General features: G+C 63.5%; 20 protein-coding genes. 14 read left to right on the top strand and 6 right to left on the bottom strand.

Going from position 1 to position 22,195, the window contains the following annotated elements; translation table 11 throughout:
- Positions 1–17: 17 nt before the first annotated feature.
- Positions 18–770, bottom strand: a complete 753-nt coding sequence (locus tag AC58NV_RS01540) for an RNA methyltransferase (RefSeq protein WP_497225574.1) — start codon at positions 768–770, stop codon at positions 18–20.
- A gap of 166 nt (positions 771–936) precedes the next feature.
- Between AC58NV_RS01540 and AC58NV_RS01535 the strand changes: the two genes are divergently transcribed.
- Positions 937–1,569, top strand: a complete 633-nt coding sequence (locus AC58NV_RS01535) for a thiamine phosphate synthase (protein ID WP_497225573.1) — start codon at positions 937–939, stop codon at positions 1,567–1,569.
- Between the two features lie 12 nt (positions 1,570–1,581).
- Here the strand turns inward: AC58NV_RS01535 and AC58NV_RS01530 are convergent, their stop codons facing one another.
- Complete coding sequence (locus AC58NV_RS01530; protein WP_497225572.1) at positions 1,582–2,733, bottom strand: HupE/UreJ family protein; 1,152 nt, start codon at positions 2,731–2,733, stop codon at positions 1,582–1,584.
- Between AC58NV_RS01530 and AC58NV_RS01525 the strand changes: the two genes are divergently transcribed.
- The 4 genes from AC58NV_RS01525 to AC58NV_RS01510 all read left to right on the top strand — a co-directional run bounded on the left by AC58NV_RS01525 (position 2,732) and on the right by AC58NV_RS01510 (position 6,198).
- Positions 2,732–3,541 carry a DUF4198 domain-containing protein gene (locus AC58NV_RS01525; RefSeq protein ID WP_497225571.1) on the top strand — a complete coding sequence of 270 codons (810 nt, stop codon included), beginning with the start codon at positions 2,732–2,734 and terminating at the stop codon, positions 3,539–3,541. The genes AC58NV_RS01530 and AC58NV_RS01525 overlap by 2 nt on opposite strands.
- A gap of 41 nt (positions 3,542–3,582) precedes the next feature.
- Positions 3,583–4,491 carry a PfkB family carbohydrate kinase gene (locus AC58NV_RS01520; protein ID WP_497225570.1) on the top strand — a complete coding sequence of 303 codons (909 nt, stop codon included), beginning with the start codon at positions 3,583–3,585 and terminating at the stop codon, positions 4,489–4,491.
- A complete protein-coding gene (locus tag AC58NV_RS01515) occupies positions 4,488–5,402 on the top strand; it encodes a pseudouridine-5'-phosphate glycosidase (RefSeq protein ID WP_497225569.1) in 915 nt (304 codons plus the stop codon). Before AC58NV_RS01520 ends, AC58NV_RS01515 begins: the two co-directional genes overlap by 4 nt.
- A gap of 79 nt (positions 5,403–5,481) precedes the next feature.
- On the top strand, positions 5,482–6,198 hold the full coding sequence (locus AC58NV_RS01510) for a DUF502 domain-containing protein (protein WP_497225568.1): 717 nt from the start codon (positions 5,482–5,484) through the stop codon (positions 6,196–6,198).
- Between the two features lies 1 nt (position 6,199).
- On the opposite strand, the gene AC58NV_RS01505 is transcribed toward AC58NV_RS01510, so the two are convergent.
- Both AC58NV_RS01505 and AC58NV_RS01500 read right to left on the bottom strand, forming a co-directional pair.
- The gene (locus AC58NV_RS01505; protein WP_497225567.1) at positions 6,200–7,228 is read right to left on the bottom strand and encodes a patatin-like phospholipase family protein; all 1,029 of its coding nucleotides are present in this window, start codon (positions 7,226–7,228) and stop codon (positions 6,200–6,202) included.
- A 100-nt stretch (positions 7,229–7,328) separates the two neighbouring features.
- Positions 7,329–8,102 carry a 3-hydroxybutyrate dehydrogenase gene (locus AC58NV_RS01500; protein WP_497225566.1) on the bottom strand — a complete coding sequence of 258 codons (774 nt, stop codon included), beginning with the start codon at positions 8,100–8,102 and terminating at the stop codon, positions 7,329–7,331.
- 429 nt (positions 8,103–8,531) lie between these two features.
- Here AC58NV_RS01500 and AC58NV_RS01495 point away from each other — a divergent pair, with 429 nt between their 5' ends.
- The 5 genes from AC58NV_RS01495 (at position 8,532) to AC58NV_RS01475 (ending at position 12,665) form a co-directional block, all read left to right on the top strand.
- On the top strand, positions 8,532–10,247 hold the full coding sequence (locus AC58NV_RS01495; protein ID WP_497225565.1) for an extracellular solute-binding protein: 1,716 nt from the start codon (positions 8,532–8,534) through the stop codon (positions 10,245–10,247).
- 71 nt (positions 10,248–10,318) lie between these two features.
- The gene (locus AC58NV_RS01490) at positions 10,319–11,152 is read left to right on the top strand and encodes an arsenate reductase/protein-tyrosine-phosphatase family protein (protein WP_497225564.1); all 834 of its coding nucleotides are present in this window, start codon (positions 10,319–10,321) and stop codon (positions 11,150–11,152) included.
- A 22-nt stretch (positions 11,153–11,174) separates the two neighbouring features.
- Complete coding sequence (locus tag AC58NV_RS01485; protein WP_497225563.1) at positions 11,175–11,651, top strand: arsenate reductase ArsC; 477 nt, start codon at positions 11,175–11,177, stop codon at positions 11,649–11,651.
- Positions 11,648–12,304, top strand: a complete 657-nt coding sequence (locus AC58NV_RS01480; protein WP_497225562.1) for an aquaporin — start codon at positions 11,648–11,650, stop codon at positions 12,302–12,304. The genes AC58NV_RS01485 and AC58NV_RS01480 overlap by 4 nt, the downstream gene beginning before the upstream one ends.
- A 130-nt stretch (positions 12,305–12,434) precedes the next feature.
- On the top strand, positions 12,435–12,665 hold the full coding sequence (locus AC58NV_RS01475; RefSeq protein WP_222502496.1) for a hypothetical protein: 231 nt from the start codon (positions 12,435–12,437) through the stop codon (positions 12,663–12,665).
- A 24-nt stretch (positions 12,666–12,689) separates the two neighbouring features.
- Here AC58NV_RS01475 and AC58NV_RS01470 read toward each other — a convergent pair whose 3' ends face one another.
- Positions 12,690–13,313, bottom strand: coding sequence for a helix-turn-helix domain-containing protein (locus AC58NV_RS01470; protein ID WP_366661801.1), 624 nt, complete (start codon positions 13,311–13,313; stop codon positions 12,690–12,692).
- A gap of 64 nt (positions 13,314–13,377) precedes the next feature.
- Between AC58NV_RS01470 and AC58NV_RS01465 the strand changes: the two genes are divergently transcribed.
- The 4 genes from AC58NV_RS01465 to AC58NV_RS01450 all read left to right on the top strand — a co-directional run bounded on the left by AC58NV_RS01465 (position 13,378) and on the right by AC58NV_RS01450 (position 18,654).
- Positions 13,378–14,883, top strand: a complete 1,506-nt coding sequence (locus AC58NV_RS01465; protein ID WP_497225561.1) for a class I adenylate-forming enzyme family protein — start codon at positions 13,378–13,380, stop codon at positions 14,881–14,883.
- Positions 14,880–15,545: a DsbA family oxidoreductase gene (locus AC58NV_RS01460; RefSeq protein ID WP_497225560.1), complete on the top strand. Its 666-nt coding sequence runs from the start codon at positions 14,880–14,882 to the stop codon at positions 15,543–15,545. The genes AC58NV_RS01465 and AC58NV_RS01460 overlap by 4 nt, the downstream gene beginning before the upstream one ends.
- Before the next feature lie 151 nt (positions 15,546–15,696).
- Positions 15,697–16,920, top strand: a complete 1,224-nt coding sequence (locus tag AC58NV_RS01455; protein ID WP_497225559.1) for a multidrug effflux MFS transporter — start codon at positions 15,697–15,699, stop codon at positions 16,918–16,920.
- Positions 16,921–16,980: 60 nt separating this feature from the next.
- Complete coding sequence (locus tag AC58NV_RS01450) at positions 16,981–18,654, top strand: tetratricopeptide repeat protein (RefSeq protein WP_497225558.1); 1,674 nt, start codon at positions 16,981–16,983, stop codon at positions 18,652–18,654.
- A gap of 58 nt (positions 18,655–18,712) precedes the next feature.
- On the opposite strand, the gene mfd is transcribed toward AC58NV_RS01450, so the two are convergent.
- Entirely contained in the window at positions 18,713–22,165 is a 3,453-nt protein-coding gene (mfd, locus tag AC58NV_RS01445) for a transcription-repair coupling factor (RefSeq protein WP_497225557.1), read from the bottom strand.
- Between the last annotated feature and the right edge of the window lie 30 nt (positions 22,166–22,195).

Here is a 22,195-nt window from a genome sequence, read left to right as displayed (position 1 = left end):
TAAAGGTCCAGAGCGGCTTATTCGCCGCCGCGCTCTTTCCAGCGGACCATCTGCCGCATTATCCCGTGCAGCATCTGCACGTCGGAGCGGGTCATCCGCATCCGCGACCACAGATTGCGCAAGTTGGTCTTCATGCCCTCGGCCTTCTCCGGCGGGAAGAAGAAGCCTGCCTCGTCCAGCCGCTCTTCGTAATGCTCCACCAGCCTTTCGACCTCAACGCCAGTGGCCCATTCGCCCTTGCGGCCCAGATCGGTGGTTTCATGCAGCACTTCGCCGGACTGGCGCATCCACTCATAGCCGGTCAGCAGCACGCATTGGCCAAGGTTCAAGGAGGCGTAAAGCGGGTTCACCGGCACCGAGATGATGGCGTTCGCCTTGGCGATGTCCTCGTTCTCCAGCCCGGCGCGTTCGGGGCCGAACATCACTGCGACCTTCTCGCCCGCCGCGATCTTTTCTGCAGCGATCTGCATGGCGCGTTCGGGGCTGTAGACCGGCTTGGTCAGCCCGCGCTGGCGGGCGGTGGTGGCAAAGACATAGGTGCAGTCGCCCAGCGCCTCCGGCACGTCGGCGCAGATCTGCGCCTCGTCCAGCAGCCGCCCCGCGCCCGAGGACATCGCCACCGCCTTGGGGTTCGGCCAGCCGTCGCGCGGCGCCACGATGCGCATCCGGTCCAGGCCGAAGTTCCACATCGCCCGCGCGGCGGCGCCGATATTCTCACCCATCTGCGGGCGGACAAGGACGAAGGCGGGCTGGGGCGTATCGGTGGGCATCGTGTTCTCCGGCAAAATCGGCACTGCTGTACTGCCCGCGCGGCGGCGGGGCAAGGTCCAGCGCGGGTTTGGGCTGCATTTACTGGGGCTTCACCGCCGCAAATCCTTGCGTCCTGCCGGAAATCGGCTAAACACCGTCCAATCGCCTGAACAATGGAGCACCTTCATGGGAAGCCCTGCTGACGCACCGGAGCAGCCGCAGATCTATCTGATTTCCCCGCCGAGTTTCGAGCTGGGCAGATTCCCCGCTCAGCTGGCGCGGGTGCTGGATGAGGTCGACGTCGCCTGCGTGCGCCTGGACCTGTTCAGCCGCGATCAGGACACACTGAGCCGCGCGGGCGATGCGCTGCGCGAAGTGACCATGGCCCGCGACGTGGCGCTGGTGATTTCCGACCATCAGATCCTGGCGGAACGGCTGGGCCTGGACGGCGTCCATCTGACAGATGCATCGAAATCCATCCGCACCGCGCGCAAGGCGCTGGGGCCGGATGCCATTGTCGGCTGCTTCTGCGGTGCCTCGCAGCATGACGGCATGGTGGCCGGCGAAGCAGGCGCGGATTACGTGAGCTTTGGCCCGGTCGGCACCTCCGGCCTGGGCGACGGCGCGCAGGCGGAGGCCGATCTGTTCCAGTGGTGGTCGCAGATGATTGAGGTGCCGGTGGTGGCCGAAGGCGGGCTGACCGAGGATCTGGTGCGCGGCATTGCGCCCTTTACCGACTTCTTTGGCATCGGCGATGAAATCTGGCACGCAGAAGACCCGCTGGCGGCGCTCAAGGTGCTGATGCGGGCGATGGGCTGAACCGTCCCACGGTCACAGGAACACCCGCTCCACAAACCAGTAGCTGCCGATCATCGCGATGGTGACTGAGGCCGGGATTGCCACCCGGCCGCGGTATTTCGGGTGCCGCCCGAACCAAAGGCGCACGCCCAGGTAGGCCGCGGCAATCACCGCCAGCTGCCCCAGTTCCACCCCGACGTTGAAACCGATCAGTGCGGGCAGGAACTGGCTGGGCGGCAGACCGAATTCCCCCAGCACGGTGGCAAAGCCCAGGCCGTGCAGCAGGCCGAAGCCGAAGATGACAAAACTCCGCCATGCGTGCAGTTTCCGGGCAAAGATGTTTTCCACCGCAACAAAGACAATCGACAGCGCAATCAGCGGCTCGACGATGGCCGGGTTCACATTGACCATGCCCAGCGCGCCCAGCGCCAGCGTGATGGTATGGGCGACGGTGAACAGGCTCACCTGCAAGAGCAGCGGTTTCACACGCGGACTGAGGAAGAACAACCCCAGCACAAAGAGGATATGATCCAGCCCTTTGGGCAGGATGTGGGTGAAGCCGACAGGGATGTACTCCATGAAAGCCTCAACCGGCGTCTTGGCTGCACCTCCCCGCAGCGGGATTGGCGGCGAGGTCTCCCCGCCTTGCAGGTAGCCGGTATAGGGCTCCTCCACCCCGTTCTGCCGCAGCACCACCCCGCCGGAGCCCGCGGGCCAGGTTATGCGCAGACTGCCAGTTCCGGCGGGAACATCTCCGGTCAGCTCCAGGAACGAGGCCCGCGGCAGGCTTGCATCACCTACTTCGGGGATAGTGATCCTTGTGAAATCCAGCACAACCGGGTCGGCAGCCTGGACTCTGAACGTCTCCAGCCACTCCTCCGCAAAGAGCGACACCATCGGCTCCAGCTCCTGCGCTTCCAAGGCGCGCAGCTCGTCATAGTCCGCCGCCTGCGGCGTCTGATTGGTATCCGACAGCCCGTCCAGATTGATGCCCGCAACAAAGGCTTCGATGTTCAGCCGCAGTTTCAGGGTGAGCTGCCGGTCAGTGACGGTGAAATCAGCGATGGCCGGGGTGACCTCATGCGCGCGGACACTCGCCCCCCCTATTGCCACCACACAGAACAGCAGCGCAAATAGTGCCCGCAGCCAAGTCATACCACGCCTGACAGCCAAGGACCCGTTCATGCACTACCGCCTGTTCTGCTCAATTCTCTGTGCCGGGCTGACCCTGGGGGCCGCACCGCTATTATCCCACGAGTTTTGGATCGAGCCGGAGAAATATCAAGTGAAATCCGGCGAAGCGGTGGTGGCAAGGCTGCGCAACGGGCAGGAATTCAAAGGTGCCGAGCAGCCCTATCTGAATCATCGGATCGCCCGGTTCGAGGTGATGCAAGGGGAAGCGGTCTCTTCCTATCTTGGCCGGATGGGGGATATGCCTGCCTTTGCCGGGGACACGATGCAGGACGGCCTGGCAGTGCTGATCCATCAGACCCGGCCGCAGACCCTGACCTATGACAGCTGGGAGGAGTTTCAGGCTTTTGTCGATCACAAAGGGTTTGCCGGGGTTCCTGAAGCGCATCAGGCACGCGGCCTGCCGGATGCAGGCTTTGCCGAGCAATACACACGTTACGCCAAGGCGCTGGTGGCGATTGGCGATGGCCGCGGCGCGGATCTCTCCACTGGGCTGGAGACAGAGATTATCGCTTTGGCCAATCCCTATACCGATGACCTGACAGCGGGGCTTCCGATCCGTTTGCTCTATCAGGGCACTCCCCGGCCGGAGGCGCAGGTTGAAGTCTTTGCCAAAGCCCCGGATGGCACAGTAACCATCAGCACCCAGCTGACGGATGCCAAGGGTGAGACTGTTGTCAGCGTGGCCCCGGGGAACAGCTACCTGCTGGACGCCGTGGTCCTGCGCCCTGCCCCAGGCAGCAAAGATTACGTTTGGGAAAGCCTTTGGGCTGCCCTGACATTCGCCGTGCCACCCCGGTGAAGCCGCTTGCAGAGGCCTGCCAAAGGCGGCAATAGGTCAATATGACACAAGCCCCTCATCCCCAAACACCCGCCATCCTGTGCATCGGGTCGGTCCTTTGGGACATCATCGGCCGCTGCACCAGTGAAATGCAGCGCGGCTCCGACATGCCCGGGCGCATCACCCGGCTGCCCGGCGGCGTTGCGATGAACATCGCCATGACCCTGTCGCGCTTTGGCATGACACCGGCGCTGCTGACCGCGGTTGGCCGCGATCCCGAAGGCGACGAGCTGATCCATGCGTGCGGCCACTTCGGCCTGATCACCGATCACATCTACCGCTCCGAGGATCTGCCCACCGACCGCTACATGGCAGTGGAAGGCGCCAACGGGCTGATTGCCGCCATTGCCGACGCCCATTCGCTCGAGGCCGCGGGCGACAAGATCCTGCGGCCGTTGTCCGACGGCTCTTTGGGCACCGAGGCCGCGCCTTACGCAGGCCAGGTGGCGCTGGACGGCAACCTGACCCTGTCGCTTCTGGACGACATCGTTGCCAGCCCCGCCTTTGCCAAGGCCGACCTGCGCGTCGCGCCTGCCTCGCCGGGCAAGGCGGAACGGCTGCGCCCGTTCCTGACCCGCACCCGCGGCACGCTGTATGTGAACCTGGAAGAGGCCGGCATCCTGTGCCAGGGGGAGTTCACCGACAGCGAAACCGCCGCCCAGGCGATGCTGGACCGCGGCGCCGCGCGGGTGCTGGTCACCGATGGCGGCTCCTCTGCCACCGTCGCAGATGCCGAGGGCGCCATCACCCTGCACCCGCCCCGCGTCACCGTCGCCCGGGTGACCGGCGCAGGCGATACCTTCATGGCCGCCCATATCGTTGCCGAGGCACGGGGCGAAGACCGCAAGACCGCTTTGGCCTCAGCCCTCAAGGCTGCGGCAACCTATGTTTCAGGAGAACCCCCGCTTTGATCGAGATTCAGTATTCCTCCGAGGTCCAGGCCGCCATGGCCGCAGGACAGGCCATCGTTGCGCTGGAAAGCACCATCATCACCCACGGCATGCCCTACCCGCAGAATGTCGAAGTCGCTGCACAGGTTGAGCAGGACATCCGCGATGGCGGCGCCGTGCCGGCCACAATGGCGGTGATCGGCGGCGTTCTGCATGTGGGACTGGAGCCCGATCAGCTGCAAGCGCTGGGACAGGCCAAGGGGGTCGCCAAGATCTCCCGCGCTGACATGCCCGCCTGCATCGCAACCGGCGGCACCGGCGCAACCACTGTGGCAGCCACCATGATCGCCGCACGGCTGGCAGGGATTTCCGTCTTTGCCACCGGCGGCATCGGCGGTGTCCACAAGGGCGCTGAGACCACTTTCGACATCTCCGCCGACCTGCTGGAGCTGGCGCAGACCCCGGTGACTGTGGTGGCTGCAGGCGCCAAGGCAATCCTTGACCTGCCCAAGACCCTGGAAGTGCTGGAAACCCAGGGCGTGCCGGTGATTGCCTACGGGCAGGACAGCTTCCCCGCGTTCTGGTCGGCCCAGTCGGAGCTGAAGGCGCCGCTGCGCATGGACGAACCGGTCCAGATCGCCCGCGCCCATGCCACCCGCCAGGCGATGGGGCTGCCCGGCGGCCAGCTGGTTGCCAACCCGATACCGGCAGAGTCCCAGATCGCCGCAGAGGAACTGGCACCGGTGATCGCCCAGGCCCAGTCCGAAGCGGATGCCCAGGGTGTTGCGGGCAAAGATGTGACCCCCTTCCTGCTGAGCCGCATCTTCGAGCTGACCGAAGGCCGCTCGCTCACTGCGAACATCGCGCTGGTGCGCAACAATGCCCGGCTCGCGGCAAAGATCGCACAGGAACTCAACAATCTCGCACAATGAGTTGATTTTTGGGGCGGAAACCATTGCTCCGCCCCAAAACAGTGCCTAGGTTCCAGCGGAATTCCTGGAAAACCGATCTATGACCACGCCATTCGACGAAGAACCCCACCGCCGCCGCGGCCTGTTTGCCAGCCTGCGCGCCTCTTTCCTTACCGGCATCGTAGTGATTGCCCCGGTGGGTCTGACCATCTGGCTGTTGTGGTCGGTGATGGGCTGGATCGACAGCGTGGTGCTGCCGCTGGTGCCGCATACCTTCCGGCCCGAACAGTATATCGGCATCAACCTGCGCGGTGTCGGGCTGATTATTTTCCTGCTGTTCACCATCGTCGTCGGCTGGATCGCCAAGGGCCTGATCGGCCGCTCTCTGATCAGTTTCGCCGAAAGCCTGGTGGACCGGATGCCGGTGGTGCGCACGGTCTATTCCGGTATCAAGCAGATCTCAGAGACCGTCTTTGCCCAATCCGAGCGCAGCTTTGAAAAGGCCTGCCTGGTGCAATACCCGCGCAAGGGCATCTGGGCGATCGGCTTCATCTCCACCAATGCCAAGGGCGAGATCGCCAAGCGGGCCGAAACCAGCGGCGGGCTGGTCAGCGTGTTCCTTCCGACCACGCCAAACCCCACATCCGGCTTCCTGCTGTTTGTGCCGGAGGAGGACGTGATCGAGCTGGAGATGTCGGTGGAAGACTCGGCCAAGCTGGTGATCTCAGCGGGTCTCGTCTACCCCAATCCCAAGGACCCCACCAAGCCGGTGCAGAACGGCAAAAAGCCCAAAGCACTCGAAAAGGAAAGCGCCTGACCTAACCGAACATCGCAGGCAGATCAGCTGAGGAGCGCACGCCGAGGTTTTCCCGGTCCCGCGAAAGGAATGCCTCTGCCGCATCCCGTCCCGCCTGTTTCAGCCGTGCCAGGATCTGCGGCACCGGGATCAGCTTGGTGGTGACCGACAGCTGCGTCATCAGATCGTCATCGGCAATCATGTGAACCCGCACCTGCTTCATCCGGCCGGGCTTCAGGGTGCCGTCCGTCAGCAGGCGCTGCACGAAATTGATGGCCCGCAGCTCCCGCAGCAGCGACGAGTTGAAGCTGATCTCATTCACCCTGTTGCGGATCTGCTGCGGCGTCTTCGGAATTTCCTGCCGCTCCAGCGGGTTGATGTTCACGATCACCACATCCCCCGGCAGCGGATCCCGGAACAAGGGGAACAGCGCCGGGTTGCCGGTATAGCCGCCGTCCCAATAGGCCTCCATGCGGCCGGTTTCGGGGTCCTCGATCTCAACCGCCTGAAACAGGTCCGGCAGGCAGGCAGAGGCCAGGATCGCGTCGGTGCTGATCTCCTCCCCCTCGAAGATGCGGATCTTGCCGGTGCGGACGCAGGTTGCGCAGATGAACAGCTCCGGGCCTTCACCAGCACAGACTTCTGCAAAGTTGAACTGCTCCACCACCTCGCGCAGCGGGTTCTTGTAGAACGGCCCATAGTGATAGGGGGAGATCACCTGGCTGAGGCTCTCCAGCGGCGAAAACGGCATCGCCGCCTCCAGTGCGCCAGCCCAAGCCACCGCATCAAACCGCGTCAGCCAATGGGTAAAGCGCATGTCGCCCACGGCGCCCATCCGCGCCCACAGCCCGTCCAGCGCCGCCTTGGCGCCTGTGCGCCCGTCCTGCACCATGCCGGACTTGAACGCGGCCCCGTTCAGCGCCCCGGCGGAGGTCCCGGTGATGCCCGCAACCTCGATCCCCTCCTCTTCCAGCAGCCGGTCGAGCACACCCCAGGTGAACGCCCCGTGCGCGCCGCCGCCCTGCAAAGCCAGATTTATCTGTACCGCCAAGATCCACCTGCCTGTTTCACCTTTGTGAAAATACTCCGGGGGTGAATTGCCCCGTCAGGGCAAGAGGGGGCTGGCCCCCTCCCGCCCTATCTTCAGTCGTTTACAATGCGGTCCAGCCGCCATCGACGCTGATGGTTGTGCCAGTGATCTGCGCCGCCGCGTCAGAGCACAGGAACGCCGCGGTGCCGCCCAGCTGCTCCACCGTGGCAAACTCGCGGCTCGGCTGGCGTTCCAGCATCACCTTCTTGATCACCTCTTCCCGGCCCATGTTGTATTTCTCCATGGTATCCGGAATTTGCGCCTCAACCAGCGGTGTCAGCACATAGCCGGGGCAGATCGCATTGCAGGTGATCGGCTCTTCCGCGGTTTCCAGCGCCACCGTCTTGGTCATGCCCACCACCCCGTGCTTGGCCGCCACATAAGCCGCCTTGTAAGGCGAAGCGGTCAGCCCGTGCGCTGACGCAATGTTTACGATCCGGCCCCAGCCGGCCGCGCGCATTTTGGGAAGCGCTGCCGCCATTGTGTGGAAATTCGAGTTCATGTTGATGGCGATGATCGCATCCCATTTTTCCTGGGGAAACTCGTCGATCGGCGACACATGCTGAATGCCCGCGTTGTTGATCAGGATATCGCAGGCCCCGGCCTTTTCGATCAGCGCGCGGCAGTCCGCACCCTTGGACATATCGGCCTGAACGTACTGGGCCTTGACGCTGAACTCACGGGCGAGTTCAGCTGCCAGCGCGTGATCCTCTTCCCGGTCGGTGAAGGAGTTCAGGACGACATTGACTCCTGCCCGTGCCAGCTCGCGGGCCACCCCCAGGCCGATGCCTGAATTCGATCCGGTGATAACGGCGGTCTTTCCTTGCAAGGTCATCGCTTCCTACCTCATGGCTGACTGAAACTGCCGCCACTGTGCCATGCTGCAGATGCAAAAGAAACGCGTAAGACTACGGATGCTGCCATAGCCCAATCCCGGCAAATTCATCCGCTGAAAAGGCAGAGAAGCGGGCACAAAAAAACGCCCGCACGAAGCGGGCGTTAGTTATTGAGGCAGGTTTCATACAGGCAAGAAACCTATCGAGCAGTGACCCCTTTATAAGCAATTTCCGGCTTTCGTCCAAGCTAAAAGTTTGAAAAGACGAAAAAGCGCACGTAGCGTGCGGAAGCAAGAAAATAAGGGCAGAGCGGGATTGTTGTGAAACTGCGAAAAGAAAATTTCCGGACTCTTCAAACGGCGCTGGCTGGAATCACCCTGGCATTTGCCGCGAATTTCGCGCAGGCAGAATCGGCCCATGGCATAGCTATGTACGGCGCCCCTGCACTGCCACCGGATTTTGTGTCTTTACCCTATGCGAACCCGGATGCGCCGAAGGGCGGTAAGGTTGTGTTCGGCAACACCGGAGGTTTTGACAGCCTCAATCCGTTCACCCTAAAGGGGACCACTCCCTGGCAGCTGAGGTTCTGGGGATACGAGAGTCTGATGGGCCGGTCCTGGGACGAACCCTTCACCCTTTACGGTCTTCTGGCCGAATCGATTGAGGTGCCAAAGGACCGCTCCTGGGTCAAATTCACCCTGCGGGAAGCAGCCCGATTCTCTGACGGCAGCCCGGTGACCGTCGAGGATGTGATCTGGTCTTACGAGACCTTGGGCACCAAGGGCCACCCGCGCTACCGCGGGTTCTGGACCAAGGTGGAGAAGATCGAACAGACCGGCCCGCGCAGCATTCGCCTGACCTTCAATGTGGAGGACCGCGAGCTGGCGCTGATCGCCGGCTTGCGCCCGATCCTCAAAAAGGCGCAATGGGAGGGCAAGGCGTTTGGCAGCGACGAGGTCGAAGGTGCCCCCATTGGCACCGGCGCCTACGTGGTCAGCGCCTATGAGCCAGGCCGCTTTGTCACGCTCACCCGCAACCCGGCCTATTGGGGCAAGGACCTGCCCCTGCGGCGCGGCACCCAGAACTTCGACGAGCTGCGCATCGATTTCTTCGGCGATGAAACCGTGCTGTTCGAGGCGTTCAAGGCCGGGGAGCTGAGCGCGGTGCGCGAGTTCAATGCCGACAAATGGGACAGCGCCTACAGCTTCCCCGCGATCAAACGCGGCGATGTGGTTAAAAGCGAGATCCCGCACCAGCGCCCCTCCGGAATGACCGGTCTGGTGATGAACACCCGCCGCGCACCGCTGGATGACTGGCGCGTGCGCGAGGCGCTGCTGCTGGCCTTCAACTTCGAATACATCAACGGCACGGTGACCGGCGGCACCCAGCAGCGGATCGCCTCCTATTTCTCCGGGTCGGTTCTGGGCATGCAGCCCGGCGCGGCGGAGGGCAAGGTCCGCGCGCTGCTGGCCCCCTTTTCGAACTCCCTGCTGCCCGGCACGCTGGAGGGCTACACCCTGCCCCAGGGCGACGGCAGCAAGCGCAACCGGGGAAACCTGCGCAAGGCAATGAAGCTGCTGGAAGAGGCCGGCTGGACCGTCACCGACGGCGTTCTGCGCAATGCGGATGGCACCGCGCTGGCGCTGAATGTTCTGATCCGGCAGGGCGATGGCGAGATGAAAACCGTCACCGAGATCTACGCCCGCGCGCTGGAGCGGCTTGGGATTACCCTGACCGCCGAAACCGTGGACAACGCCCAATACGCCGAACGGGAAAACGCCTATGACTTCGACCTCACCCGGTTCCGCCGGGAACTGTCGCTGAGCCCCGGCAACGAGCAGAGGTACTATTGGGGCAGCGAAGGTGTCGGTCAGCCCGGCAGCCGCAACCTGATGGGCATGAACAGCCCGGCGGCGGAGGCGATGATCGATGCGATGCTGACCGCCACGGAGCCTGAGGATTTCACCGCCGCGGTACGGGCGCTGGACCGGGTGCTGACCACCGGGCGCTATGTCATTCCGTTCTGGAGCTTCGACACCGGCCGTATCGCCCATATCAAGGAAATGCGCTTTCCGGACAGGCTGCCGATCTATGGCGACCGGACCGAGTTCATGCCGGACGTCTGGTGGTATCAGGCAGACTGACCTGACCGGGCAGCGTGCAGGTCTGCTGAACAGAGTTGACAGCCCCACTATACTTCCATATTTCGCGAAATATGGAAATTGAATTGTCAGACAAGCTCGCCGCCTTAGCGCATCCGAACCGGCTGGCACTCTTTAGGCTGCTGATGCGGCGCTATCCGGATGGGGTACCGGCCGGCGAGATCGCACAGGCTCTGGACTACAAGGCAAACACCGCCTCGGCTTATCTGTCAGCCCTGAAACAGGCGGGGTTGATCACCCAGCAGCGCACCGGCACCTCGCTGATGTATGCCGCGGACCTGCAAGGCCTGCGCGGCATGTTCGACGGCCTTTTGACCGGCTGCTGCCAGAACCGGCCCGATATTTGTACCCCTGTCACCAGTGAAGAAATGACCATGCCTACATCTGAACGCCCGTTTAATGTCCTGTTCATCTGCACCGGAAACTCTGCCCGCTCGCTGCTGGCGGAGGCCATTCTAAACCAAGAGGGCGGCGGCAAGTTCCGCGCCTTCTCTGCCGGAACGCGGCCGTCGCCGGGACCACGGCCAGAGGTTATAGCCCTGCTGAAGGCCAAGGGGATTGACACCAGCAGCCTGTGTTCCAAGGACCTGGATGAATTTTCAGGGCCGGATGCGCCGCATATGGATTTCATCTTCACCGTCTGCGACCACGCCGCAAACGAGGAATGCCCGGCCTGGCCCGGCCAGCCGATGAGTGCCCACTGGGGCCTCGCCGATCCGGTCAAGGCTGAGGGCACTGACGCCGAACGCCGCCTCGCCTTCCAGCAGGCCTATGGGCTGCTGCGCAACCGGATCAAGGTCTTCGCGGCACTGCCCTTCGAAACCCTCGACCGCATGTCGCTTCAGCATCAGGTTGACGATATCGGCCGCTTGAACTCATCCGATTAACCGAAAAGCACGGACACACAACATGAACATCCTGGTCCTTTGCACGGGCAATTCCGCGCGCTCCATTTTGCTGGAGTCGATCTTCAACACGCTGGGCGCAGGCCGCACACGCGCCTTCTCGGCCGGCTCCAACCCGACCGGCAAGGTGCATCCGCAGTCACTTGTTCTGCTGGCGGAACTGGGCCACGACACTGCCGGCGCCCGCTCCAAGAGCTGGGATGAGTTCGCCGAAGCAGATGCGCAGGAGATGGATGTGGTCATCACCGTTTGCGCCTCAGCCGCCGGCGAGGCCTGCCCGGTCTGGCCCGGCGCGCCGGTGCGCGCCCATTGGGGGGTCGAGGACCCGGCAGCGGCGGAACAACCGGAATGGGACATCGCCTTCCGCACCGCCTATGCCACGCTGGAAAAACGCGCCAAGGCGCTGCTGGAGCTGCCGATTGAAACCATGTCTCCCGCCGAACTCTCCCAGCAGCTCAAGCGGATCGGAGAGATCGCATGACTGCGCAGAAACTGCTGGCTGAGGGGCTGGGCACCGCCATGCTGCTGATCAGCGTGGTCGGCTCCGGCATCATGGCCGAGACCCTGGCCGACGAAAACGTGGCGCTGGCGCTGCTGGCCAATGCCATCGCCACCGGCTGCATGCTTTATGCCATTATCACCACGCTTGGCCCCGTTTCCGGCGCCCACTTCAACCCGGTGGTGACGCTGGCTTTTGCCCTGCGCGGCGAGCATTCCTGGGGCGCAGTTGCGCCCTATGTCCTGGTGCAGATCGGCGGCGGCATCCTGGGAGTCTGGGCCTGCCATGTGATGTTCGACCTTGCAATTCTGCAAAGCTCAGCCACCATGCACCGCACCGGTACCGCCCAGTGGTTCTCCGAAATTCTGGCCACCTTCGGCCTTTTGTTCGTGATCTTCGGCGGATTGCGCTCCCGGCCCGAAGCGGTGCCAGCCCTGGTCGGGCTCTACATCACCGGCGCCTATTGGTTCACCTCCTCGACCAGCTTTGCCAACCCCGCGGTCACCATTGCCCGCGGTTTCAGCGACACCTTTGCCGGCATCTTTCCGGGACACATTCCGATGTTCCTTCTGATGCAACTGATCGCGGTCGGCATCGGCCATTTGGTGCTGACAAGACTGTTCGCACAGCGCTGACAACCAGCAAAAATCCGCTCACGCACGCCGCCCCAGGTCCCTACCTTGGGGCGGAAGTTACAAAATGACACGAAAAGTGTTACGATGAGGGTCCATCAACCATAAAACCGTTTGTCAGGGAGTGCCCCCCATGCCTGTACAAGCAGCAGCTGCCAGCTGGATTGACAGGATGCCCCGCATCAAACAGCGCTTTCCGCATTTGAAAGCCAGCAACGCGCCTTCGATACTGGATGACCGGGACAGATTTGTTGCCTATCTGGCACGGACCCATCACCTCACCTTGAATGAAGCCAAGGAAGAGGTGGACGACTTCCTGTATATCGAAAGCCTGCTGAGAGAGCTGGACGGCCGCCCGCACTAATCCCGCCCGCTCTTTTCCTGATTTTCAGGCCAGCGACGTTACCCAGAGGATTGTCGCATCCTCGGGGCTGACCGAAATCACGTTGTGCCCCATCGCCGCATCGTAATAGGCACTGTCGCCGCGGCGCATCTCCACCGGCTCATAGAACTCCGTGTAAAGCTTGACCACACCGGTCAGCACGTAGAGGAATTCTTCGCCGTCGTGGCGCACCCAGCCATCGAATTCGTCCATCGACCGCGCCCGCACCCGCGCCCGGTAAGGCAGCATCTGCTTACGAGTAAGACCATCTGCCAGCAGCTCGTGCTCATATGTCGCGGTGGCATGGGCTGAGCCGTCCCCGGATTTCGTGATCGTCATCCGGCCGTTCACCTGGTCCCGCTGCGGCGGCGTGAACAGCTGCGGGATGGAGATCTGCAATCCTTCGGCCAGCTTCTTCAACGCCTCGTAAGTCGGTGACATCTGGCCGTTTTCGATCTTGGACAGGGTCGAGCGCGCCAGCCCGGCCTGATTGGCCGCATGTTCCAGCGTCCAGTCCCGCGCCTTGCGCAGCTCGCGCACGCGGGCGCCCAAGTCCAGGGGTTCGGCTTGATCGTCGCCGCCGTTGGCGCGGGCGATGGTGATCAGGGATTTCGGGTCGCGGCTTTTCATGAGAACTCTATAAGCCGCACCCGCGCGCCTTGCAACGCAGGACCGTGCGGGCTAGCCATTTGCCATGCTGTCGGTTTTTGATCAGGGGCCGTTCGCGCCCTGCCCTTCGCCCTTTAATCTTGCGGCCCATGTGCTGCGCCACGCTGCGCGCCTAGCGGACAAGACCGCCCTGTCGGTGCTTGACGGCGATGGCCGCGAGGAATGGAGCTATGCCCGGCTGGAGGCCGCCGTGCGCGGCACCGGCACCGGGCTGCTGCAAGCGGGTCTGGTGCCCGGCGACATCGTTCTGATGCGGCTGGGAAACACGGTGGAGTTTCCCATCGCCTATCTCGGCGCCATCGCCGCAGGACTGGTGCCGGTGCCGACCTCTGCCCAGCTGACAGAGGCTGAAACCGCGCGGATCATTGCAGATCTTGATCCGGCTGCGGTGCTGCGGGACCCGCTGGTGGCCTGCGCGAGTCACCGCCGGCAGATTACGGCCGCGGACCTCCTGGATATGCACCGGCTTCCTCCGTGTGACTACGCCTTCGGCGACCCGGGGCGGCTGGCCTATGTGGTCTACACCTCCGGCACCAGCGGAAATCCGCGTGCGGTGGCCCATGCCCACCGCGCGGTCTGGGCGCGGCAGATGATGGTGGACGGCTGGTACGGGCTGACAGAGGACGACCGGCTGCTGCACGCCGGCGCCTTCAACTGGACCTATACCCTCGGCACCGGGCTGATGGACCCCTGGGCGGCGGGCGCCACCGCCCTGATCCCGGCCCCTGGCACACCGCCGGAGGATCTGCCCGCCCTGCTGCGCCGGCACCGTGCGACAATCTTTGCCGCAGCCCCCGGCGTTTACCGCAAATTCCTGCGCGGCGGCACGCTGGACCTGCCTGATCTGCGGCACGGGCTTTGCGCAGGTGAAAAGCTCTCTCGCCACCTTCACGAAGCTTGGGAGGCTGCGACTGGCTGCGGCCTCTATGAGGCTTTCGGGATGTCCGAGTGCTCGACCTTCATTTCCTCCTCGCCGTCGCACCCTGCGCAGGACGGCGCCTTGGGCCAGCCGCAGCCAGGCCGAAGGGCCGCTATTCTTGGCGCTGACGGCCCGGTTCCGATGGGCGAGGAAGGCACCATCGCCATCCACCGCTCCGACCCGGGGCTGATGCTGGGCTATCTGAGCGCACCGGAAGAAACCGCAGCCCGCTATCAGGGCGACTGGTTCCTGACCGGCGATCAGGGCGCAATGTCGCCGGACGGCCAGATCCGATACCTGGGGCGCGGCGACGACATGATGAACGCGGGCGGCTATCGGGTGTCGCCGATTGAGGTCGAAACCGCGCTGGCGGCCCACCCCGGCATCACCCAGGCCGGCGCCGCCGCGGTGGAGGTGAAGGAGGACACCTATATCATCGCCGCCTTCTACACCGGTCCCGAAGAGTTGAAGGCAGAAGACCTGCAGGCCTTTGCATCCCGGCGCCTGGCCCGTTACAAGCAGCCCCGCGCTTATGTCCATCTGGACGCGCTGCCCACCGGCGCCAACGGCAAACTGCTGCGCCGCGCCCTGCCTGCCCTGTTCAAAGGATGACCCAAATGGCCACCGTCAAGCTCGACATCCTGTCCGACCCGATCTGCCCCTGGTGCTATATCGGCAAGACCCATCTGGACAAGGCGCTGGCAGAGGTGCCGGATCATCCGTTCGTCATCGAATGGCACCCGTTCCAGCTGAACCCCGACATGCCGCGCGAGGGCATGGACCGGCGCGAATACCTGGAGCGCAAGTTCGGCGGCAAGGAAGGCGCGGTGAAGGCTTATGCTCCGGTGGTGGAGCACGCCGAAAAGGCCGGGCTGACGATCAATTTCGAAGCAATGAAGCGCACCCCCAACACCCTGGATGCGCACCGGCTGATCCACTGGGCCGGGATCGAGGGCAAGCAAACGCAGGTCGTGGATGCCCTTTTCAAGGCCTATTTTGTGGACGCCAAAGACATTGGCGACCACGCGGTCCTGGCGGAAATCGCAAAGGAAGCGGGCATGGAAGCGGATGTTGCCGCCCGTCTGCTGGAAGGCGACAGCGATGTGCAGGAGATCCGCGACCGCGACGCCCATTCCCGCAAGATGGGGGTGAGTTCGGTGCCGACCTTCATCGTCGCCAACCAGCACGCGGTGCCGGGCGCCCAGCCGCCGGAGCTGTGGAAGCAAGTGATCGAAGATATCCTGCAGCAGCTGAAGGCCGCAGAGGCCGAATAACCCGCGGCGAACTGCTTAGCATCGCAACTATGCACAGATTCCTGTGCAGCCGGGCGCTGGCACGGCTAGCGGGTTTGTGGTAGCGGAAGCGGACGGCTCCCAGACCGGCCTCATTCCCCGGATCCATCTGAAGAGCTGTTAGAGGTTTCAGATGTCACAATCCCCCGACCATGGCATGGCCAAGGCTGAGTTCATCGCACTGATTGCGATGATGTTTGCCACCATTGCGCTGTCGATCGACGCCATGCTGCCCGCCCTGCCGGAAATCGGCCAGACGCTCAGCCCGGACAACATCAACCGGGCGCAGCTGGTGCTGACCTCATTTGTGCTGGGCATGGGTCTTGGCACCTTCTTCACCGGACCGCTGTCGGACGCCTTTGGCCGCAAGCCGGTGGTGGCTGCAGGCTGCGCGCTCTATGTCCTTGCCGCGCTGACCGCCTGGCTGTCGCCCTCGCTGGAGGTCCTGCTGATTTCGCGCGTGCTGATGGGGATCGGCGCCGCCGGCCCGCGGATCGTGGGCGTTGCCGTTGTGCGCGACCTCTATTCCGGCCGCGAGATGGCCCGGCTGATGTCGATTGCCATGATGATCTTCATGATTGTTCCGGCCATTGCCCCGTTGATGGGCGCAGGCATCATCGCGCTGTCCGGCTGGCGCGCCATCTTCCTGTTGTTTGCTCTGTTTGCCACCGTCATTGTCCTGTGGACCAGCTTCCGCCTGCCGGAAACGCTGGAACGTGAAGACCGCCGTGCCTTTCGCGCGCCATTGCTGATTTCAGCGGTCAAGGAGATGATGGCGCACCCCACGGTGCGTCTGTCGATCATGGTGCAGACGCTGTGCCTCGGCATGCTGTTCACCATGCTGACCATGGTGCAGCCGGTCTATGACATCATCTTCGGGCGCGGTGACAGCTTTCCTTACTGGTTTGGGCTGGTCGCAGTGATTTCCGGCACCGCCAGCCTGCTGAATGCCGCCATCGTGGTCCGGATCGGCATGCGCCGCATCGTCACCGTATCTCTGGCCGCCCAGATCGTGATCACTGGCGGCATGTTGCTGATCAGCGGCTGGAGCCTGCCGGATCCGTGGATGTTCGGTCTGTTTGTGGCTTGGCAGGCCAGCGTTTTCTTCATGGTCGGCACCACCGTCGGCAACCTCAATGCCATGGCGATGGAGCCGATGGGCCATATCGCCGGTATGGCGGCATCGGTGATCGGGGCGATCTCAACCGTTCTGGCCGCTGCAGTTGCGGCACCCGTCGGGCTGCTGTTTGACGGCTCGCTGGTGCCGCTTGCGGCAGGACTGCTGATCATGGCCTGTATCGCGTTCCTGCTGATGCTGCAGATGGCCAAGGCCGAGGCGCGGCTTCCCGCTGAATAACAGCCTTGCCCGGATAACGCCCCCTTCCTAACCTTCCCCTGAAACGGGGGAGGTTTTTTCATGGCATACGACTACGACCTCGGCAGCTATTCCTGCCCGGTGACAACGGCATCGGCTGAGGCACAGTTGTGGTTCGACCGCGGCCTGATCTGGACTTACGGCTACAATCACGAGAAAGCGATTGCCTGCTTCCGCCGTGCGCTGAAACACGACCCGGACTGCGCCATGGCCCACTGGGGCGTGGCCTATGCGGCCGGGCCGAACTACAACCTGCCTTGGGACTTGCGCGATGATAAGGGCCGCGCCAAGGCGCTGGCCGAAGCCTACGACGCTGCCCAGGCCGCGCTGGCCGGAATCGAAGGCTGTTCAGAGGTTGAGCAGCAGCTGATCCGCGCCATTCAGGTCCGTTACCCCCAGCGCGAGGCGGTCGAAGACATGCACGCCTGGGACTACGGTTTTGCCGATGCCATGCGCGCAGCTTTTGCCGCCTGCCCGGATCATCTGGATCTGCGCACGGTCTATGCCGAAAGCCTGCTGAACCTGACTCCCTGGAAGATGTGGGACCTGAAGACCGGCCTGCCCGCCGACGGTGCCGCCACGCTGGAGGCGCAGGAGGTGCTGGAACAGGCGATGGACGGTGAACCGGTCGCGATGCTGCATCCCGGGCTGCTGCATCTTTACGTGCATCTGATGGAAATGTCGCCGACGCCCGAAAAAGCGCTGAAGGCCGCGGATGTGCTGCGCACGCTGGTTCCGGACGCGGGCCACCTGGTGCATATGCCGACCCATATCGACGTGCTCTGCGGAGACTACCACAGCGTGGTTTACTGGAACCAGAAGGCTATCGAAGCGGACCTGAAATATTACCAGCGAGAAGGCGCGTTCAACATCTACACCGGCTACCGTCAGCACAATTACCACTTCGTCATCTACGGCGCGATGTTCCTGGGCCAGCTGGAACCGGCGCTAGAGGCCAATCAGGGCATTCTGGACACCACGCCGGAAGACATGCTGCGCATAGAAAGCCCGCCGATGGCGGACTATTTCGAAAGCTACATGGCGATGCACCCGCATATCCTGGTCCGCTTTGGGCGCTGGGAGGACGCGATGGCGCTTGAGCTGCCGGAAGATCAGAAACTTTACTGCACGCTGACCGCCAACACCCATTACGCCCGCGCCATTGCCTATGCCGCCACCGGCCGCGTGGCAGAGGCCGAGGCAGAGGAGCATCTGTTCCTGGCCGCCAGGGCCCGGGTGCCCGTAACCCGGCTGCTGCACAATAACCGCGTCGTGGACCTGCTTGAAATTGCAGCGGAAATGCTCCGGGGCGAGATCGAATACCGTAAAGAAAACTTTGACGCGGCTTTTGCCCACCTGCGCCGGTCGGCAGAGCTGGACGACAACCTGCCCTATGATGAACCATGGGGCTGGATGCAGCCGACCCGCCACGCGCTGGGGGCGCTGCTGTTTGAGCAGGGGCATATTGACGAGGCCGAGGCTGTCTACCGCGCCGACCTCGGGCTGGACGATATCTTGTCTCGTGCCTCTGTGCATCCCGGCAATGTCTGGAGCCTGAAAGGGCTGCACGACTGCCTGAAGGCGCGCGGCGAACCTGTTGAAATCCGGCACATTAAACAGCAGCTGGACCTTACCCTGGCGCGGGCGGACCGGGCCGTGGGCGCGTCATGTTTCTGCGCCCAGGCGGCGATGGCGCCCAGCCCCTGCTGCAGCTGAGAAAATTACTTGAGAAAGAAATTTGCCAAGGAAATTCGAATTTCCTTGGCGCCCGGGATCAGGCCTTGGCTTTCTTTTTCTCGGCCACGACCTTCTCTGCCAGATCGCGGGCGATGGCAAAGGCGCCCTTGATCTTGTCGGCGTCCCTCTTCCAGTCGCGGCGCACGACGATCTTGTTGTCCTTCACCTTGGCCAGCCCGTTCTGGCCCTGGATGAACTCCACCAGCCCTTGGGGTGAGGCGAATTTGTCGTTGTGGAACTGGATCGTCGCGCCCTTGGGGCCGCCGTCCATTTTGGCGATGCCAGCGCGCTTGCACATCGCCTTGATCCGCACAACCAGCATCAGCGTGTTCACTTCCTTGGGCAGCTTGCCGAAACGGTCGATCAGTTCAGCCGCGAAGCCTTCCAGCTCCACCTTGGTCGACAGCGACGACAGGCGGCGGTAAAGGCCCAGGCGCACATCCAGATCCGGCACATACTCCTCGGGGATCAGCACCGGAACGCCCAGATTGATCTGCGGCGCCCACTGATCGTCGGCATCCGACAGCCCCTCCATCTCGCCCGCCTTGATCTTGGCAATCGCCTCTTCCAGCATCGACTGGTAGAGCTCATAGCCGACATCGCGCATCTGGCCCGACTGCTCCTCCCCCAAAAGGTTGCCGGCGCCCCGGATATCAAGGTCTTGCGAGGCGAGCGTAAAGCCCGCACCCAGCGTGTCGAGGGAACCCAGAACCCGCAGCCGCTTCTCTGCTGCCGGTGTCAGCCGCTGGCGCGGCTTGGTCGTGAGGTAAGCATAGGCGCGGGTCTTGGATCGCCCGACGCGGCCCCGGATCTGGTAGAGCTGCGACAGGCCGAACATGTCGGCGCGATGCACCACCATCGTGTTGGCGGTCGGAATATCCAGCCCACTTTCGACAATAGTGGTTGCCAGCAGCACATCGTATTTGCCGTCATAGAAGGCGTTCATCCGGTCATCGAGCTCGCCCGCCGCCATCTGCCCGTGCGCCACCACATAGGTGAGCTCCGGCAGCTGCGCCTTCACGAACTCCTCGACATCCGGAAGATCGGTGATGCGCGGCACCACATAGAAGCTTTGGCCGCCACGGTAATGCTCGCGCAACAGCGCCTCGCGGATGGTGACGCTGTCGAATTCGCTGACATAGGTGCGGATTGCCAAGCGGTCCACGGGGGGCGTGCCGATGATCGACAGATCACGCACGCCCGTAAGCGACAGCTGCAGCGTCCGCGGGATTGGCGTGGCCGTCAGCGTCAGCACATGGATGTCGCTGCGCAGCTGTTTCAGCCGCTCCTTATGGGCGACGCCGAAGTGCTGCTCCTCGTCGATGATCAAGAGGCCGAGGTTCTGGAACTTGATGTTCTTGGCCAGCACCGCGTGGGTGCCGACCACGATGTCGACGGTGCCTTTGGCCAGCCCTTCGCGGGTCTGGCTGGCTTCCTTCGCGCTAACAAAGCGCGACAACTGACTGACCTGCAACGGGAAACCGCGGAACCGTTCGGCAAAAGACGCGGCATGCTGACGCGCCAGCAGCGTGGTTGGCGCGACCACCGCGACCTGCAGGCCCGACATCGCCGCGACAAAGGCCGCGCGCATCGCCACCTCGGTTTTGCCGAAGCCCACGTCGCCGCAGATCAGCCGGTCCATCGGCTGGCCGGAGTGCAGATCCTCCATCACGTCCTCGATGGCGCGCAGCTGATCGTCGGTTTCCTGATAGGGGAAACGGGCGGAGAACTCCTCCCACGCGTGCGGCGGCGGGTCCATCACCGGCGCCTTGCGCAGGGCGCGTTCGGCGGCGATGCGGATCAGCTTGTCCGCCATCTCGCGGATGCGTTCCTTCAACTTAGCCTTCTTGGCCTGCCAGGCGCCGCCGCCGAGACGGTCCAAGAGCCCCTCGTCATGGCCGTATTTGGACAGCAGTTCGATGTTCTCGACGGGCAGGTAGAGCTTCGCCTGTTCGGCGTATTCCAGCAGGATGCATTCATGCGCGGCGCCCGCGGCGGTGACCACCTCCAGTCCCTTGTAGCGGCCGATGCCATGGTCCACATGCACCACCAGATCGCCGGGCGTGAGCGACTGGGTCTCGGTCAGGAAGTTCTCCGCCTTGCGGCGTTTCTTCGGCGCCCGGATCAGCCGGTCGCCCAGCACGTCCTGCTCCGAAATCACCGTCATATCCGGCGCTTCGAACCCGTGTTCCAGCGCCCAGACCGCCAGATGCAGGCCGGATTTGCCGATGCGTGTACCGTCCATCACCGGGATCGCTTCGGCCAGTCCCTCATCCTCGATCAGCCCGGTCAGGCGTTCCCGAGCGCCCTCGGAGTAGGAGGCGATAAGCACCGGCCCCTCTTGTATCCGGGCCTTAATATGCGCTGCCAAGGCGCCGAAAAGGCTGACATTTTCCTGCTGCCGTTCCGGCGCGAAGTTGCGCCCGATGCGTCCGCCTGCATCCGCCACGCCAGGGCCGGAAGCCTGCGGCAGAGGATGAAACTGCACGACGCGCATGTCCGCAACCGCCGCCTCCCAGGCCGCATCGTCAAGATACAGCAGGCCCGGCGGTGTAGGTTTATATACGGTGTCGATCCGCCCCTTCTGTTCCAGCGCGTGCTTGCGGGTGCCGTACTGGTCCTCAATGCTGTCCCAGCGCGCCAGACGTGCCGGTGTCAGTTGGTCATCCAGCGTGACGGTCGCCTGCGGCAGGTAGTCGAACAGCGTTTCCAGCTTCTCGTGGAAGAACGGCAGCCAGTGCTCGATCCCCTGATGCTTGCGCCCGGCGCTGACGGCCTCGTAAAGCGGATCATCAGTACCCGCCGCGCCGAACTCAATCCGGTAGTTCTGGCGGAACCGGGTGATCGCCGCTTCGTCCAGGATCACCTCGGAGACCGGTGCCAGTTCCACCACCTCCAGCTTCTCGGTGGTGCGCTGGGTGGCCGGGTCGAACCGGCGGGCGCCGTCCAGCACATCGCCAAAGAGGTCCAGCCGCACCGGGCCGCTTTCACCGGGCGGGAAGATGTCGATGATACCGCCGCGAATGGCGTAGTCACCTGGCTCCATCACCGTGGGGCTTTGCGAAAACCCCATGCGGACCAGGAAGTTGCGCAGTGCTTCTTCATCCACCCTTTGATCGACGCGGGCGGTAAAGGCTGCCTCGCGCAGCACCTCGCGCGCGGGCACCCTCTGGCTCGCGGCGTTGAGCGTGGTCAGCAGCACAAACTGCCTCGGCATCTGATGCACCAGAGCCGCCAGGGTCGCCATTCGCGCCGCGGAGATGTCCGCATTCGGCGACACCCGGTCATACGGCAGGCAATCCCAGCCCGGAAACACAAACACCGGCATATCCGGCGCGAAGAAGGCAAGTGCGGCCCGCATCGCCTCCATCCACTTGTCGTCACGCGCCACATGCAGCACCGGCGTGCCGGACTTCTGCACTTCCTTCAGGATCAGCCGGGCGTCAAACCCTTCGGGCGCGCCGCCCATGGTGATTGCACGCTGTGCCATGCGGTTTCCTTTCCGGAACTTCCTCCGGGA

This window comes from Leisingera sp. ANG49, from assembly GCF_059694505.1.
The sequence above is the reverse complement of the archived record's forward strand: the minus strand, read 5'-3'. Positions and strand labels throughout refer to the sequence as shown.

Bases quoted from the DNA above. Each gene is read 5' to 3' on its own strand.
- AC58NV_RS01540 (WP_497225574.1), bottom strand. From the start codon at position 770: ATGCCCACCGATACGCCCCAGCCCGCCTTCGTCCTTGTCCGCCCGCAG.
- AC58NV_RS01535 (WP_497225573.1), top strand. From the start codon at position 937: ATGGGAAGCCCTGCTGACGCACCGGAGCAGCCGCAGATCTATCTGATT.
- AC58NV_RS01525 (WP_497225571.1), top strand. From the start codon at position 2,732: ATGCACTACCGCCTGTTCTGCTCAATTCTCTGTGCCGGGCTGACCCTG.
- AC58NV_RS01530 (WP_497225572.1), bottom strand. From the start codon at position 2,733: ATGAACGGGTCCTTGGCTGTCAGGCGTGGTATGACTTGGCTGCGGGCA.
- AC58NV_RS01520 (WP_497225570.1), top strand. From the start codon at position 3,583: ATGACACAAGCCCCTCATCCCCAAACACCCGCCATCCTGTGCATCGGG.
- AC58NV_RS01510 (WP_497225568.1), top strand. From the start codon at position 5,482: ATGACCACGCCATTCGACGAAGAACCCCACCGCCGCCGCGGCCTGTTT.
- AC58NV_RS01500 (WP_497225566.1), bottom strand. From the start codon at position 8,102: ATGACCTTGCAAGGAAAGACCGCCGTTATCACCGGATCGAATTCAGGC.
- AC58NV_RS01495 (WP_497225565.1), top strand. From the start codon at position 8,532: ATGTACGGCGCCCCTGCACTGCCACCGGATTTTGTGTCTTTACCCTAT.
- AC58NV_RS01490 (WP_497225564.1), top strand. From the start codon at position 10,319: ATGGAAATTGAATTGTCAGACAAGCTCGCCGCCTTAGCGCATCCGAAC.
- AC58NV_RS01485 (WP_497225563.1), top strand. From the start codon at position 11,175: ATGAACATCCTGGTCCTTTGCACGGGCAATTCCGCGCGCTCCATTTTG.
- AC58NV_RS01480 (WP_497225562.1), top strand. From the start codon at position 11,648: ATGACTGCGCAGAAACTGCTGGCTGAGGGGCTGGGCACCGCCATGCTG.
- AC58NV_RS01475 (WP_222502496.1), top strand. From the start codon at position 12,435: ATGCCTGTACAAGCAGCAGCTGCCAGCTGGATTGACAGGATGCCCCGC.
- AC58NV_RS01470 (WP_366661801.1), bottom strand. From the start codon at position 13,313: ATGAAAAGCCGCGACCCGAAATCCCTGATCACCATCGCCCGCGCCAAC.
- AC58NV_RS01465 (WP_497225561.1), top strand. From the start codon at position 13,378: ATGCTGTCGGTTTTTGATCAGGGGCCGTTCGCGCCCTGCCCTTCGCCC.
- AC58NV_RS01460 (WP_497225560.1), top strand. From the start codon at position 14,880: ATGACCCAAATGGCCACCGTCAAGCTCGACATCCTGTCCGACCCGATC.
- AC58NV_RS01455 (WP_497225559.1), top strand. From the start codon at position 15,697: ATGTCACAATCCCCCGACCATGGCATGGCCAAGGCTGAGTTCATCGCA.
- AC58NV_RS01450 (WP_497225558.1), top strand. From the start codon at position 16,981: ATGGCATACGACTACGACCTCGGCAGCTATTCCTGCCCGGTGACAACG.
- mfd (WP_497225557.1), bottom strand. From the start codon at position 22,165: ATGGCACAGCGTGCAATCACCATGGGCGGCGCGCCCGAAGGGTTTGAC.